Raw genomic sequence first — 15,064 nt, 5'->3', positions numbered from 1 at the left:
GGGGGTTCGCTGCGCTCACCGCCTGAATCCCCGCGCTGCGCGCGGAGAGCAACTGGAGTGCCTACGGCCCGCGTTGCGGGCCGTGTCCCGGGCTTCGCCCGGGCTGGTGGCTTCCGCTGCGCTCCAGCCACCTGCGCGCTCCGTGCAGCCAGCAGCACGGCGTCTCCACCCCGGGAGCCTGATCCCTCCAGATCCTGAACTCACTGTCAAGATATCAGGAATCGAAGAGCCGTGACAGACCGTCAACCTGCCGGATGCCGCACCAGCACCCAGGGCACTTCCTTCCCCGAAAACCTCCGGAGAACCCCAGAACAGCACCCCGCCCTCTCAGGCCGACAGGCGATGCCGGACATACACACACGAGTCCAGACTCGCCAGCCTCCGCCGCCACAGCACCCGCCCCAGGCGCTCGTCGCCAGCGAGCACCAGCGGAAACCCCTGCGGCACGCCCACTGACCACATCCTGTACAGCAGGTACAACGCCTCCGTGCCCAGCACATGAGCCCCCGACACGATCAACAACGGCCCTGTACGCCGGAGTTCGGCTGCGATCAGGTCCTCGGCGGCCGACAGGGTGCGCGGCTGCGTGCGGTGGTGGCCGAGACCGAGGGCGCTGTAGAGGGCTCGTACGAGGTCCGGGCGGCCGCCCGGCTCCTGCGGACGCACCCACACCGGCACCACACCCCGCGCCGCCCCGGTGCGTTCGGCGAGCGCTTCCTCGATCTCCCGGTCCACGGCGAGGCTGTCGGGGCCGGTAACAGACAGGATCGCGCGCACCCCGATCACATCGTCAAAGTTCTCCGCCAGCGTCGGCGGCGGAAAACCGCCGGTACCGAGCACGCTGGTGCGGGGGCTGCGGTCGTCAGACACCATGGACTCCCTTGTCGCTGCTACGCCGAAGGCTCCCGCCGAGTCTGAACGCCGTCACCACTGACACAGCAGCCAATCCCCCAAACCCACCCCAGAACACGGGCGTTACCCCTATCTTGCTCCTCCTCGGCGATGGGGCCCGTCCGCCACCGGGAACCGGCGCAGCAACAGCGGAAGGACGAACCCCGGACCCAGACCGCAGATCCCCACCGGGAGAAGAACGGACGACAGACCCCCGGCCGCACAGCCCCGCCCGCCCCGTGCGTCAAAACGGCCAAGGCCACGACACGTTCAACGAGCACAACCATGCACAGGTCACCAACCCGCACCGGACGCAGCGCTGCACTCCCCCGGCCCACGCCCCTCCGGGAAGGATGTGACACCCTGCCCCTGTGCCCGGCCGCGTGGGGCCCCACCCCCAGTGGGGGCGGCCGGCACACAACCCAACACCCCCGAGCACATCCATCACTGTGACTGAGAGCTTCAGTTGGCCAGTTGAGCCCGGCGCGACCTCGCAGTCCGGTATGCAGGAACACCCGAACCATCGCGAAGGAGTTCCCGCATGCACGTCGACGTGACCGTCCTCGACGAGGAGTGCGCCCGCCTGGCCTGCCTTATGGCGGACCGTGGCATGGCCCAGCTCACCCTCCCTTCAGCGCGGTCTCCAGAGGAGGAAGGCGCGGCCATCGAGGAGGAGTTCGCTACCGAGCTGGGCAAGTCCTACGCCCGGATCGCCGCGGCCGGATCGGATGAGGAGTGCATCGGGTGCGGATCGTTCTGAGTGAGATCGTCGTTAAGCGGTAAGTTCGTATCGGGCCTGGTCAGGCGGGTAGAGGCGGCGGTGTTCTGCGGCGATGTGGTGTCGCCAGTAGGCGTCGAGGTCGCCGTTGGCGGTGACGGCACGGAGATTGAGGACGGCTTCGGCGCCAGCGAGGCCCCAGCGGGCGCCGCTGATGTCGAGACGGTCGGCGACGAGATGCCTGGCCGCGCCCTCGATGATCCCGGTGGCGATCGGCCAGCCGGCCTCGAGGGCCTGGTCGTAGTGAAGGAAGTCGACGTTGCCGCGCAGGTAGCGGACACACGCATCGACACCGCGACGCAGCTCGCCCGCCAACTCGGCCTGATCGGCCTGGACTTGAAGAGTATCGGCGGTCTCGCCGGCCTGGCCGTTCAGGATGGCGAGGGCATGGGTGGCGACCCAGTCCTCGGCGCTCTGGTCGCCGGGGCGGTGGAAGCACCAGGCCGCGGACCACAACTTTTCCAGGACGTGGATGATGTCGATGACGATGTGCACGTCGACATGGTGGAGGCGGGCTTCCGCCTGGACGAGGCCGAGCTGGTGGCGGGCGCCGTCGACCAGGACGACCCAGGTGCGGCGGTGGCCGGGGTCGCGGGCCTGCGCGTGGTCGAAGACCTGCTGGACGACGTGCTCGGCGTCGCGTTCGACCGAGCCGTACAGCCACTTGTTCCGGGCGACGGGGCCGGGACTGCGGATGTGCCCGTCCGCGAAGCCGCCGGGCGGGGTGATTACGTCGTGCGGGCGGCGGGGTGCGGCCCCGGCGTCATAGACCGCGCCGAGCGTGGCCATGCGTTTTCTGCCGCTCTTCTCCCCGGCGGCCAGGCGCGTGCGGAAAGTGTGCTGCCGCTTCGCGGCGGCCTGGCGGGTGACCTCGCGCAGGGCCTCGGGCCTCATCACGATGCCCTTGCCGTCCGTGGACAGCACCAACACCGTGGAGTCGGTGCCCGGTTCGAAGACCTTCGCTCCGTAGAAGCTGTCGATGTCACCGGCGGCCTCGACGAGCAGACCGGCCAGGCGGCGCTTGCCGAGCACGCGGCCGCACCGTCGGGTAATCGCCTCGTGGGCCGCGTCATAAGACATGCGGGTGGCCGCCTGGACGGCGAGGCGGGCCAGGCCGTGGGAGTGCCGGCCCCGCGGCAGCGACAGCACGGCATCCGCCGGGTGCACGTTCGACGCGTCGAGGCGCCGCCAGGCGCACCGGGAGACCGTCACGGTGCCGAACACCGTGGCCAGCAGCCGCCCGTGCCCGGTCTCCAGCCGCGGCCGGGGCAGTCCGTCGGGGCCAAGAACGTGTGGGCGACGCACTGCCGCGGCCTCTCGTTCGCGGCGTTCACGCAGGTCCAGGTGATCCTGGAACAGCTGCCGCAGCAGGTCACGGCCCCTCTCTTCGAGGAGTTCCTCCAGCTCATGATGGGCCAGCTCGCCCGCCTTGGGCGCGGCCAGATCCGTCACGAGCACCTCAAACAATTTTGTCGCCGCCTCAAAGTCGTCAGCACTGGGCGGCGCGTCGTACCGTTCCACGAAGTTCTTCTTCCTGCGGGCGTTTCGGTTGGCACCTTCGACCGTAGGAAGAAGGACCCTCACCCGGAAGAACCCCGGCTCGACGACCCCTGCCCCTCAGGGTGTTCCACCACCGCGAACAGGCCTGGACTGTCCTCGGTGAGCCAGCCCCGCCGCGCAAGACGCTTGAGTTTCACGCGCACCGATTCCACCTTCGAGGGGCTCTCGCCCCGGCCGATCGCCACCGAGACCGCCTTCGACCGCATCGGCCGCCCCGCGGCGGTGAGCACCTCCATGATGTCGCGGTACCCGGCCGGCAACACCGACGTGTCCATCCCCGCCGCCCGGTCCGGCACCGTCACCACCCCAATCGGCGAGTCCCCACCCGCCTGCCCAGGCCCGGCCGCAGGCCGCGGCACCGGCTCCTCAGCCGCGTCATCGAGGACCTCCCGCACCACCAGCCGGGCGATCTCCACTTGCGCGAGCATCTCCTCGAACGCCTCCAACTGCTCGCTCAACTCCGCAACCTGCCCCCGCAGTTCGCCCACCCGCTCCCGGATCGCCGACTCACGCCGCTCCAGATCCTCCAGCAGAGACGCCATGACCCCACCCCCTCACTCCGAAGGTAGGAGCCACCAGCACCCACGGCCAGCCCACCTGTACAAAGTCCCAGCTCAGCCAGTCACTCGAAACGAACCGGACCCGAGTGCATCCTGCCCAGTCTGCTGATGGCGATGGCCAGCAAGCTGTCGATCCTCGCGACCGAGGTGTCCTTGCGCAGCGACCGGGATGCGTCGGAGGTGATCCGGACAATCGGCGGTCGGTAGGGGGACTACAGGTGCTCAACTGGCCGGATCCATCGCGAACTGGCCAACTGAAGCACTCAGTCACAATCACCCGTATGGGGGATCGACGCGGAGCCACCACAGCAGGACGATCCGCAAAAAGCCATGGGGACCGGACGCATCGAGCGCGACCGGTCCCGCGCGTGCCCGCAGGGCACGCACATGCCGACGACAGGGCCCGCACAGAACGACCGTGCCGGCCCTGTCCCGTCGTCAAGGTGCTATGACACAGGCAGCCACAGCCCCGAAACACACAACAAGACCCGCCCCTGACCCCCGCGAGGGAGGGCACCAGGACGGGCCTCATTGCGTGCACTCAACGGCCCATGCCCCTCACTGGGCAAGAAAGACACCAGCCGGAGGGACGACCCCGTACGAAGCTACCGGCACCCTCAACCCGTTCAACGAGCCAGCGCACAGGACGACACGCAGCACGGTCCTCACCCCACCGGGGTACGGCCGGGCGCACACTGGCCCCACGCGCCCATCTCGCGTAACCGGTGGGCAGAGACACGCGCCCGCCCCTGCCCACCGGGCAGCCGTGCACACGGGCCACCGGCACCACGCCCCGGCACCCGGGCTGAGCCTCAGGCGACCCGTACTCGTGCGGTCGGCCGCCCCGCCATTCGACGCAGGCCGGATCGTCGAGCAGTTCCTCGGCATCACGCCAGGCCACCCCGACGGGCTCCCCGCGCACGGTGACCCGCCGTCCACCCGCAGGCGACGGCGGATGCACAACGACCGGCGCGCCCATACCCCCAGCGTCCGCCGCCCCCGGACAGGCCGCACCCCGAGAACACCCGGGACGGACAGCCGCAGCGGCTTCAGGTGGCGGGGCGCAGGCGCAGGCTCCATCCCTCGACGCCCCCGGCGGTGGTGTTTCCACCGGGGAACACGCCCATCCCGCGCAGTCCCTGAGGAGCCGACCCACCGCTGGCCCCACCAGATCGCGGGTCTACCACGGCCTCTGATCGTGAAGGGACAGCATCGAGGCATTCGGGACCGGAGGCGAGGGCTGGTGTGATGCGGCGTGTCTCACTGGGCGACGGCGACGTTGTTTCGGGCACCGAGCTCAACAGTGCCGATATGGGATGAACAGTGAGTTACTACAGCGGTGGCGGCCCGGACTGGGCGATGATCGGCGCAATGCGGCGAGCCGAGCGCGAGGCATCGAACGCTCGGGCGGATGCAGGCAAGTGGAGGGCGCGAGCAGAGGCGTTGGCCGCCCGTGTCTACGAGACGGCTGATCGGGTGTCCCCGACGCATACCGCGGGCGACTGCCAGTGCCGGCGGTGCTGGGAATGCCGCGTTGCCGAGATCTTCGGTGCGGACGCATCGGGTACTCCGTGGTCGGCTACGGGCGGGGGTTCGGCAGACCCATTCTGGCATCTCATCAGCAAGATCTCGCGGGAGGCCGAGGAACGCCGCAACACGACCTGAAAGCAGCCTTGTTAACGGCCTCCTGGCCCACGTGGCCATGCTGTCCGCAGCGTTGCGGCGTGGCACCCCTGAACGAGTCGCCAGCGCGAATCGGACGTTACTCGGACAAGCGGAGCATCGTTACCTGCTGCGGGCACCGTGTGGGATCGCGGTCAAGTCTGCGGGGAGGCGACAGATGGCCACATTCAACGTCGAGTACGCATTGTTCGAGGTCGACGGGGTGATGCACAAGCGACGGTTCGAGGCCCCGATGACCGCGCTGACCGGGGAGACCCGCTCGGGCAAGAGCACACTGCTGGAAGCCCTGTGGTGGACGCTGGGCGTGGAGGGCATGAAGCTGATGGCGGCCGCGGCGTCATGCAGCTGTATCGGGTTCACGGCCTGCGTCGGGACGACGCGGTGGCGGATCACCCGCAGCACGGTGAACCCGTCGCAGGACGTGCTCTTCACGAACATCACGCGGGGCACAGACGAGCACCATCCGGTCAGGCGCAGCGAGTCCCGCAGGTCTGCCGCAGACGTCTTCCAGGACCTGCTCGGCATCCCCAGGCTGGGTGCGGGGCGTACGCGGGTCACTCTGGAGCTGCTGATTCCGTGGCTCTACGCACGCCAGCGGGACTTGCCGAACCACTACCTCGGCCGGCAGGACAAGGAGCAGCGGATCGCGGTGGGGCGGGTGCTGCTGGGTGCCGACGACGAGACGGTCGACGCGCTGCGCCAGGAGTACGGCAGCAAGACGAAGAAGTGGCGGTCGGCCAGCAATCGGGTGAAGAAGATCCTGCGTGACCGTGAGGAACGCGAGCTGCCGTCCGTCGAGGATCTTCAGCGTCGCGCCGCTCAGTGGGCCGCGCAGCACGAGGAGGAGTCCGCCAAGGCCCGGCAGGCCGGTGCGGCCCTCAGCCGTCTGCACGCCGAACTCGCGGCACTCCAGCAGAAGGTCTCTGTGGCGGAGGAGGCGCGGCGGGCAGCTCGCGCGGCCGCCGATGGTCAGGTCCGGACGGCGCGGCGCCTGGAGGCGGTTGCTGCTGAGGCCCGGGGGCGCCTGGCCGGGCTGCGGGAGGCCGCTACCGACCGCAGCCTGTGCCCCCAGTGCTTGCGGGCGCTCGATCCAACAGGGCTGTCGGAGGACGACTGCCCGGTGTGCCGACGGTTCGACCCCGAACGCCAGCAGCGCGCCGAGCAGTTTCAACAGCGGATGTCCCAGGCGCAGCAGGCCGTCGAGCGGGCCCATGCGGCCGCCGGGCGCGCCGCGCAGGCCGCCGATGACGCCCGCAGCCGGGCCGCCGACGCCGACCGGGCCGTGGCGGAAGCTTCGGCCACAGCGCATGCCTTCGCCCGGGACGTGATCGCACCGCAGCAGCAGGCAGTGGTCGAGGCCGAGGCCGCCGTGCGGGAGCTGGCCGCGCGGCTGGAGCAGAACACTGAGCACCTTCGGGAAGTCGCGGAGCTGACCGAACTGCGCGCGCAACTGCCGCAGCTGGAGAAGGACAAGATGGCCGCTGAGGCCGCGTACACCGTTGCGCGGCACGACACCGACCTGATGGTCAAACAGGGCACCGACCGGTGGTCTCATCACCTGCTGCGGCGGATGCGGGCCTGCGACCCGGAGGTCATCAGCGCCTCCGTCAGCCCGGAGGACTTCGCCGTCACCATCAACGGCGGCGCGTTCGACACACGGGCCGTCGCGGGACACGGCATGACCCGTATCAACATCAGCACGCTGCTGGCGCTGCGCGACACCGCACTGGAGGTGCCCGCGATGCCCGTGCCGCAGTTCCTGATCGTCGACGGCCCCTTCACGGGCCTGGGAAACAGCTCCGAAGACCGGCGGACCGGGGCCGCTCTGCTTGACGGCCTGACGGACCTGGCCACTTCCGGGCATCCTTCGCAGACCAGTGGGCAAGTCATCATCGCCTGCACCGAATTGCACGGATCTCCCGGACCGGCCGTCCGCGAGATCCGCACCAGCCTCGCGGACGGCGCCATCCCGGGCCTGCCACCGCGTCAGCCCATCACGGCATAAGAGCACGCTCTCACCCGGCCTGGCCAATGTGCGCCGCGAACGGGCTCAGTTGACCGCTCACCGACTGGGCCGGCGCCCGGCATGCGACGGCAGCTGGCCGGGGGCCCCAGGCCTCCCTGCTGCGGCCAGCCGCAGCAAGCACCCCAGGGCAGGGGCCGGAAACTGTAAGGCAGAGCGCGGTCCGCGAGCACCCGAGGGGAGGCGGTCACCGGGGCTGGAGGAACGGCGGGTTTGGCCCGGGAGCGGCCGCGCTCCGGTGCGCTCCCTCTTGCCCTTGCCGTGTGCCCGGGGCAGCGCCTGGTGCACGATGCGGACCGTACGCGGGAAAGACCTCCGCCGTTTCAACTCGTCTGTTGCAGAAAGGAATGTGGAGAGCGATGACCGACCCGACGCAGGAGTCAGTGATCTCCTCAGTGACCGGTTTTCCGTGGTCGAGTGAGGAGTCCGTGGCCTACGAGGCCGCGATCGAGGCCATCAACAGCACTGTCGGCGCCTGCAGTGCGCGCATCGCCGCCGAGGAGGCGTCCCCGGAACCGGACCAGGCGGCGATCGCCGAGTGGCAGGCGCGGCAGAGCGAGTGCGCGCGGGCGCGCGAGGCGCTCGACCCGGCCGACCATGCGGAGGTCGCGCGGGTGCGTGCCCACTACGCGGCCGTCGCGCGCCAGGTGCTGGGTGATCAGGCGTGAGTGACCCGGAAGCCGCACGGTACTTACTGCCCGAGGCGGAGAACAGAAGGATCTTCCTGGAGCGGATCGTCCCCCAGCAGTTCGCCGGCCGCGTCCCGCAGGAAACGCCCACCGTGGTCGTGCTCCTCGGCCAGCCCGGAGCGGGCAAGACACGGGTGGGCCACATGCTCGCCGGCGTCCTGAACCAGCGGGGCGGCTTCATCGACGTCGACAGCGACCTGTACAAGCCGTACCACCCCGCATACGCGCGTCTGATGCAGCAGGACGACAAGCTGATGGCGGCCTACACCCGGGCGGACGGCCGCCGGTGGATGGCCCAGGCCCACGAGTACGTCCGCGAGGCCAGGGTCAACGCCGTCATCCAGGAGACCTCCCAGGACGGCGAAGCGGTGGCCGCCACCATGCGCGCCTACCGCGAGAGCGGATTCCGCGTCGAGGTCGTGGCCATGGGAGTCTCGCAGGCCCTGAGCAACCAGGGGATCGTCCACCGCTACCACGAGCAGGTCAAGGAACGCGGCAGCGGCCGCCTGACCGTGCAGGCCAACGCCGACCAGTCCTACCTGGGGATCCTGGACCTGGCCCGGCTGGTCGACGAGCAGGCTCTCGCCGACCACGTCGCCGTCTTCCGCCGCGGCGAAGGGAAGCCGCGCTATATCAACGGCCTCGGCCGCGACGGCCGGTGGCAGCAGCGGCCGGCGCTGGCCGACTCCATCGCCGCCGAGCGGGCCCGCCCGTGGACAGCCGTGGAGAGCGCCGACTTCCTGCAGGTGCAGGGGAAACTGCGCCAGGAGATGGGGCCGGAGTGGTCCGCTCAGCTCGACCGGATCGACCGCCTCGCCGGGCCGAACCTCGACCCTCTGACGACCTGGAGCGATGGGGATCTGGCCCGGGCGCTGCAGCAGACGCGTGTGTCCTTGGAGGCCGCCGAGCGGCTGGCCGCGACCGCCGAGCAGCATACGGCCGCGCTCGATGCGGCGAGCGCGGAGCAGTTGCGGCGCCTGGCCGGACAGGGCGCTTCCGCGGCCGTTGTCGAGCGTGCCGGCCAGGCGGCCCGGGAGGACCGGGAGTTCGCCGCCGGCCAGGCCGCCGAAGCGCGCTCTGGGGCGGACGGGCTCCGTGACCGGGTGGCGGGGATCAGCGCCGAAGTGCAGCGGCGGGAGGGGCTCAGCCCGCAGCGGCGCCGTGCCGAGGACGCCGGCCGCCGCCACGTGACGGTCAAGGCCGCACAGGTCCCGCAGCAGCAGGTGCCGGCTCCGCCGCCGACCGCACAGACGGCCAGGCGCCCGGCGCCGCAGCACCCGCCGCAGGGCAGAGGACGGACGCTGTAGAGCAGCCGCCGGACGTAAGGGCAGGGGGGTGCGGGCGTGTTGCTTGCCCGCACCCCCCTGCCCTGTTTACGCCGGGATGCGGGGGGTGCGTGCGACAGGGGCTGCCGGGCCGGGTGTCGCGGCGCGCGGGCGCGACACCGCTGCCTGGGCGGCCGCCGGCTGGGCAGTGAGACGTCGCCCGGACGCCGGTGGGGCGGCCGTCGGTCCGTCGCCGGGGCGGGGCAGGGTGGCCGAGAGGCGGGCGGCGTGGTGCCCGGCCGCGTCGGCGACCGAGCGCAGGGCCTGGATGTCGGCTGCGGTGAACTTCCCCGACTGCTCGGCGACGGCGGCGAGTTCACCGGCGCGCTGGGCGACGGTGCTGTAGGGACCGACGGCGGGGCCGGGGCCGTCGGGCAGGCTGGCGTGCGGCAGGTCCTGCCAGGCGTCCCGGAACGCCGTCAGCCGCGGATGGTCGGAGTTCATCAGCCGCTGGCCCATCGGGGTTGCGGCCCATTCCTGGAACACCAGGGAGATCTCACGCGTGCCCCGCACCGCGTCGTCCCGGGTGCCGTACGGGACCGGGCCGCCGGTGGCGGCGGCCTGCCGCAGCCGGCGGACCTCGGCCAGATGCCGGTCGTACGCGGTCATCTGCGGGTCGCCCGCGGCAGCCGTATCGGCTTCCTGACGGTAGGTCAGGGCGGTGTCGGACAGGTGGCGCAGGGCCTCGGCCGCCGGTGCCTCGCCCGGTGCGGTCTGCTGGAGGCGGTCGGCCAGCCGGCCGGCCCACGCGGAGATCGCCTCGCATGCGCGGGCCGACACGGTCCGCCACAGGCCCTGGAAGCGGTAGTCGTCCTGCAGCCGGTCCCAGAAGCCCCCGGCCCGGTCCTTGAGGGTGTCCCACAGGTGCGTGACCGCGCCCCGGACGGCCTGGATGCGCTGCCACTCGGGCCAGTCCGCAGCAGGCGATCCGTTGATGCGGCTGCCGGCCTCGGACAGGGCCGCGCCGACGGCCTCCGCGGCCATGGACACGTCGGCGGATGTCTCTGCGGCCGTGGCCCTCTGCCACGGGGCGCGTGCGTCGTCGAGGGCCGCATCCAGCACGCGCAGGTCGCCGGCGATGGCCTCGTGCACGTCTTCGAAGGTGCCCGCTTCGGCGGGGACGTGCTCCTGCCACGCCTGCAGGGCGGCCTCGACGCCGTCGCGGAGGTCCTCGCTGCCGCTGGGTACGCGTGCCGGTGCGGTGCCCTCCGGTACCGCGTCGGGGTGCTGCGGGGTGCTCTTGCGCAGCTGCCAGATGGGATTCCCTTCCGAGTACAGGATCCCGTCGCGTTCCTCGAAGCGGCCCGGAGGCGTATCGGTGCCCACCCACAACGGCAGTTCGGGGCGGTGGGCAGCCGCCCGCTGTGCTGCCTCCCGCGCCCGCTCGGCGAGCGGGCTGCCGGACGACACGGGCGCTGGGGACGGCGTCGCCGGCTGCGCCGCGGACGCGGGATGCTGCGGTGCCGGCCCGGCGAGGGCAGCATCCGCCTCCTCGCGCGTGGACACCAGCACGTCGCGGGCCTTGAGGCCGTCGGCCGGGCCGACCACCCCGCGCTCGTGAAGCGTGTCCATCAGCCGGCCTGCCTGTTCGAAGCCGATGCGCAGCTTGCGCTGCAGCATCGACACCGACCCGAACCGGGAGGACACCACCAGCTCCGCCGCCCGCTGCAGCAGCCCGGACTCGTCAGCGGCAGCCGCCGGGGCAGTGGGGGCGTCCTGCCCGGAACCTTGCCGGGCCGGAGCCTGCTGGGGTTCCGGGGCTGCGGGTGCCGCGTCCGTGTGCCGGGCCGGCTCCGCAGGTGCGGCAGGCGCGGACGGGAGCGGTGTGGGCTGGTCTTCGGGGGCCGTGGCCACGATCGATGACTCCATCTCCTGAGAGTGCTGGGCACGGGTCTGCTGGGCGCGCGCCTCCTCGACGGTGGCGCGGATGCGCTGCTCCAGCCGGTCGGCGTGAACCGCCAGACGCAGCAGCGGGACCGTCAGGTACCCGCGCGCCTGGCCGGTCAGGGACGTCTTCCAGCCGAGGGCGGCCTCCGTGAGATCGCCGAGCCGGCCTGCGAGTTGCAGCGCTCGGGAGGGCCTGACGAGTGCGGAGTCCGGTGCCTGCCATGCCGCGAGGGCTTCATGGAGTTCCCCGATGCGCGCGAGGTCCGGCGGCGCGCTCTCCTGGTGCGGCCACGCGCGGCCGGCGGAGGTGTAAAGGGGGTTGAGGGCGGTGTCCAGGAGCTGCCCCAGGCCGGCACGGATCAGCGAGGACCGGGCTTCTCCCTCCTCGGGCCGGAAGGGCACGGGGTGCCGGACGAACAACTCGCCCGAGGCGAAGGCGTGCAGCAGCAGCGCGTCCGCGGCGGCCTTCTCCGGCACGGCAGTAAGCGGGGTGACGTCGTCCCCCACCCGCCCGTACCAGCGGTGGGGTCCCACGGTGTGGAGCGTGGCGACGGTGCGGCCGGCGGGACCGATGACCGCGCCGCCGTCCACGGGCTGTCCGTCGGGGCCGGAGCGGGTCAGCCGGTAGCGGGTGTCCGCCAGGAGCGGCACGGGCCCGGTGGTGTAACGCTCCGCCGCCGTGTCCGGCGGCGGACTCGTATCCGGCTCCTCCTGCTGCGGCCGCCCCTGCTCACTGAGTGCCGGCGTGGCCATGATGTGTCCCCCTCCCCCTGTTGCCGTGTTCTGTGCCCCGGGCTCTCCGAATGCCTCTGGTCCGCGCTGCCTGCGTACGCTCGATGGTGCCGTGGGAAGCGTGTGGTGTCTGCGCGTTTCGCAGAGTTCACGGGGCGACGAGGGTCAATAGCTGTGCCCCGGCCTCTTCACGGGCTGTTGCGGGGCACGCGCGCGGGGAACGGCCTGGCCCTGCGGTTGCCCTGCCGGTGGCGGGAGTTGTCGTGGCAGGATGCGCTGCCGGATCGCCTGTTCCGTCAGGCGCTGGTGGCCCGTGAGTGTGGTGCGCCGCTGCGCCTCCCGGTCGGCGCCGTGGATCTCCTCGCGGAACGCCGCCAGCCGACGGCCGGCCTGCCCGGCCTGGATGCGTGCGTACGCGGCGTCCTCCCGGGCGGCTTGCTGTGCCCGTTCCACGGCGTCCGGTGGAGCGCCCCGTTCGGTCAGCCGCTGGACGGCGTCACTGCGGCAGCCCGGATCGGGGCCTGCGGCGGCCGGCTCCAGGGTGGCCGAGGCGTGCTGGAGCCGGGCCTGGTGTGCGGCGAGTTCGTGGTCGGGCATCAGCATCAGCGGGGTGAGTGCGGTGGGGGTGGCGTCGGCGAAGGCTCTCTTGTCGTGGAGGGTGGGCAGGCTTTCGAAGTGCTGCCACAGGGGGGCGGCGGCTTCCTCGGATATGCCGGCGGAGGCCAGGGCGGAGTGCAGTCGTGCGATGGCCGGCCATTCGGTGCGGTGCACGAGGCTGTCGAGCACGGTCTTCAGCGCGGGGTCCGCACCGGTGTCCCGGCGGATCCAGGCTCTGACATGGCGGGTGAACTCCCGGCGGGCTTGCATGAGTTCGTGCTCGCAGTTCTCGCCGGCATCGCGTCTGCGGGCCGTCTCGGCGGCATGGTCGAAGACGGCGAGCAGGGCGGCTGCTTTGGCGGCTTCCCTCACGGCCGGGCTGCGGTAGCGGCCGGGGACGACGACGGGGTTGAAGCCCATGAGCGGCTCGCCGTCACTGCGCTGGAGGGGCTGCTCGGGCCCGAGGGCGCTGATGCGCAGGGGGGTGTCGAGGGGGCCGTGCAGGGTGTCCTCGATCACGGAGAGGGCGACACCGCTGGCGAAGGTCAGCGCGGGGTCGTCCGGAAGTTCGTCGAAGGGTAACCCGCGTCCTTCAGCGGTCCGTTCCGGCGGCAGGTCGATGACGTAGCCGTGCTTGGTGCCGGGGTGCGGGTCGGCCGGTGAGGCGCCGAAGAAGGCGTAGCGCCCCTGGAAGTCCGTCTGCGGGTAGGTGGCGGAGAGTAACTCCTGGACCGTTCCCTTGAAGCTGCTGTCGACCACGGTGACGGTGCTGCCGGGCAGGCCGGCGGGTATCCCCATGGCCCGCAGGTAGGAGGTCAGGTGGCGGTAGGCGCCGGGGACCGTCTCGGGCGGGACGCGGTTGCGGGTGCGGCGGAAGCCGTCGACGGCGGGGAAACGCTCGCCCCGGTGGGTCTCCAGGTCCTGCAGGGCGGCGTCGACGACGACGCGGGAGAGCACGGCTTCCTTGCAGTGCCGCGCGAAGAAGCCGGGTTCCAGCGCGCGGACGGCGGCGGCGAAGCTGTGGCCGTCGCGGCCCAGGAAGACGATGGTGCGGCCGACGTCGGCGTCCGCGTGCAGGTCGGGGAGCATCTGCACGGCCACGGAGGTGATGAACGGCCCGTGGTGGGCGCGGAAGACCTCGTACGCCTCGGTGACGGCCGCCCGTTCGGCAGGTGTCAGGCCGTAGGCGTCGTGGAGGGCGGTCAGGCTCGTGTAGGAGCGCTCGATCGGCTCCACCGCGTCACCGGCCGGCGCCGATCGGCGTGCCTGTGCCGGCCGGGGCGTGCGGGTCGAGTCTGGCCAGCAGCCAGGTCATGAAGGCCTCGTAGGCGGCTGTCAGGCTCACCCGTACCAGCACCCCGTCCGCCGTCGCGGTGGTGCGGCCGATGTCGTCCATCGTGATGCGCAGGTAGTCGGAGTCGACGAACGGCAGCTCCAGCGCCGCCGAGAGAGTCAGCGCGTCGTGCTGGATCGTGCCGGGGTGGAACTGCGCGAACCACCGGTCCATGTGCCCGGTGAGGATCCGGGCCCACACCGGCGCGTCAGGGGCCGCCAGCGCCCGGTAGAGGGGGCTGGCGGCGGTGACTTCCAGCGACGGGGTGAAGGTCACCTCGGAGGTGACGAACTCCGGCGCCGCCACCCTCTTGTCCTGCACCGCCTGCAGCACCGCGCGGGCGGCGGGCACATCGAGGCGGATGTTGTGCTCGGCGCGGTCGGGATGGCGGTAGCGCAGCGCGCCGCCCATCTGCGTGACGCGCAGCCGGGAAGCGAGCTCGGGGGCCTGTGCGATGACCTGGGCGAGATTGGACATCGGCCCCATTCCCACCCAGCGGACCGGCCCGTCGGCGGCAGCGCACACCGCCCGTACCGCCGCCACGACGTCGCGGCCCTGCTCGGGAACGCCGGGCGGGATGAGCCCGTCGACGCAGTAGTAGGCGGTGTCCCCCGTGCCGGCGCCGGCCACCACGGGCACCTCCGGCCTGCCGGCAGCGTCCAGCAACCAGCGGGCGAACCGGGCACGCTGGCCGTGCCCGTGCCGCTCTCCGGTCTCGTCGACGGTGACGACCAGGGCCAGCTGCGGGACGCAGCGCGCGGCCACCGCGACGGCGAGGGCGTCATCCGCGTCACCGCCGATGTCGGTGTCCACGATCAGCGGGCACCCGCGCAGGTCCTCCGGCCACGGCCCCGAGGCCTGAAGGCCCTCGCCGAGAGCAGCCAGGCCCGTGCCGGGCATGGCCCGCCCGAGCCCGACCATCGCATCCCAGTGACGACGCAACTCCCCTGCGGTGTCGTCGCGTTCTCCCATGTCCCCTCCCTCGGTCAACCAGGCACGGCCACTC

The 15,064-nt window shown here is 71.7% G+C and carries 9 protein-coding genes and 1 pseudogene; 4 read left to right on the top strand and 6 right to left on the bottom strand.

The annotated features are described in order from the left end of the window. Positions 1 to 327 precede the first annotated feature (327 nt). Complete coding sequence (locus ACFP1Z_RS32525; RefSeq protein ID WP_390321476.1) at positions 328 to 873, bottom strand: hypothetical protein; 546 nt, start codon at positions 871 to 873, stop codon at positions 328 to 330. 559 nt (positions 874 to 1,432) lie between these two features. Between ACFP1Z_RS32525 and ACFP1Z_RS32520 the strand changes: the two genes are divergently transcribed. After that, positions 1,433 to 1,651, top strand: a complete 219-nt coding sequence (locus tag ACFP1Z_RS32520) for a hypothetical protein (RefSeq protein ID WP_390321474.1) — start codon at positions 1,433 to 1,435, stop codon at positions 1,649 to 1,651. A 12-nt stretch (positions 1,652 to 1,663) separates the two neighbouring features. Here the strand turns inward: ACFP1Z_RS32520 and ACFP1Z_RS32515 are convergent, their stop codons facing one another. Together ACFP1Z_RS32515 and ACFP1Z_RS32510 are read right to left on the bottom strand one after the other, a co-directional pair. Next, the gene (locus ACFP1Z_RS32515) at positions 1,664 to 3,190 is read right to left on the bottom strand and encodes an ISKra4 family transposase (RefSeq protein WP_390321472.1); all 1,527 of its coding nucleotides are present in this window, start codon (positions 3,188 to 3,190) and stop codon (positions 1,664 to 1,666) included. A gap of 59 nt (positions 3,191 to 3,249) precedes the next feature. Next, entirely contained in the window at positions 3,250 to 3,771 is a 522-nt protein-coding gene (locus ACFP1Z_RS32510; RefSeq protein WP_390321470.1) for a hypothetical protein, read from the bottom strand. A gap of 1,720 nt (positions 3,772 to 5,491) precedes the next feature. Between ACFP1Z_RS32510 and ACFP1Z_RS32505 the strand changes: the two genes are divergently transcribed. The 3 genes from ACFP1Z_RS32505 (at position 5,492) to ACFP1Z_RS32495 (ending at position 9,491) form a co-directional block, all read left to right on the top strand. Next, positions 5,492 to 7,477: a hypothetical protein gene (locus ACFP1Z_RS32505; protein WP_390321480.1), complete on the top strand. Its 1,986-nt coding sequence runs from the start codon at positions 5,492 to 5,494 to the stop codon at positions 7,475 to 7,477. 377 nt (positions 7,478 to 7,854) lie between these two features. Then, positions 7,855 to 8,163, top strand: a complete 309-nt coding sequence (locus tag ACFP1Z_RS32500; RefSeq protein WP_390321468.1) for a hypothetical protein — start codon at positions 7,855 to 7,857, stop codon at positions 8,161 to 8,163. Then, positions 8,160 to 9,491 (top strand): zeta toxin family protein, encoded by a 1,332-nt coding sequence (locus ACFP1Z_RS32495; protein WP_390321466.1) that lies wholly within the window; start codon positions 8,160 to 8,162, stop codon positions 9,489 to 9,491. The genes ACFP1Z_RS32500 and ACFP1Z_RS32495 overlap by 4 nt, the downstream gene beginning before the upstream one ends. Positions 9,492 to 10,979: 1,488 nt before the next feature. Here ACFP1Z_RS32495 and ACFP1Z_RS32490 read toward each other — a convergent pair. From ACFP1Z_RS32490 to ACFP1Z_RS32480, 3 genes and pseudogenes are all read right to left on the bottom strand, one after another. Further along, positions 10,980 to 11,195, bottom strand: a pseudogene (locus ACFP1Z_RS32490) (DNA translocase FtsK); the annotation flags it as partial. Between the two features lie 1,098 nt (positions 11,196 to 12,293). Next, the gene (locus tag ACFP1Z_RS32485) at positions 12,294 to 13,961 is read right to left on the bottom strand and encodes a hypothetical protein (RefSeq protein ID WP_390321464.1); all 1,668 of its coding nucleotides are present in this window, start codon (positions 13,959 to 13,961) and stop codon (positions 12,294 to 12,296) included. Between the two features lie 4 nt (positions 13,962 to 13,965). Beyond that, positions 13,966 to 15,030: a nucleoside hydrolase gene (locus ACFP1Z_RS32480; RefSeq protein WP_390321461.1), complete on the bottom strand. Its 1,065-nt coding sequence runs from the start codon at positions 15,028 to 15,030 to the stop codon at positions 13,966 to 13,968. Positions 15,031 to 15,064 lie beyond the last annotated feature (34 nt).

Origin of the sequence: Streptomyces gamaensis, from assembly GCF_042656465.1 — a bacterium.
Classification (GTDB): domain Bacteria; phylum Actinomycetota; class Actinomycetes; order Streptomycetales; family Streptomycetaceae; genus Streptomyces; species Streptomyces gamaensis.
This window is presented reverse-complemented; position numbering and strand designations above follow the sequence as displayed.

Coding starts and splice junctions, on each gene's coding strand:
- ACFP1Z_RS32525 (WP_390321476.1), bottom strand. CDS start 873: ATGGTGTCTGACGACCGCAGCCCCCGCACCAGCGTGCTCGGTACCGGC.
- ACFP1Z_RS32520 (WP_390321474.1), top strand. CDS start 1,433: ATGCACGTCGACGTGACCGTCCTCGACGAGGAGTGCGCCCGCCTGGCC.
- ACFP1Z_RS32510 (WP_390321470.1), bottom strand. CDS start 3,771: ATGGCGTCTCTGCTGGAGGATCTGGAGCGGCGTGAGTCGGCGATCCGG.
- ACFP1Z_RS32505 (WP_390321480.1), top strand. CDS start 5,492: ATGCTGTCCGCAGCGTTGCGGCGTGGCACCCCTGAACGAGTCGCCAGC.
- ACFP1Z_RS32500 (WP_390321468.1), top strand. CDS start 7,855: ATGACCGACCCGACGCAGGAGTCAGTGATCTCCTCAGTGACCGGTTTT.
- ACFP1Z_RS32480 (WP_390321461.1), bottom strand. CDS start 15,030: ATGGGAGAACGCGACGACACCGCAGGGGAGTTGCGTCGTCACTGGGAT.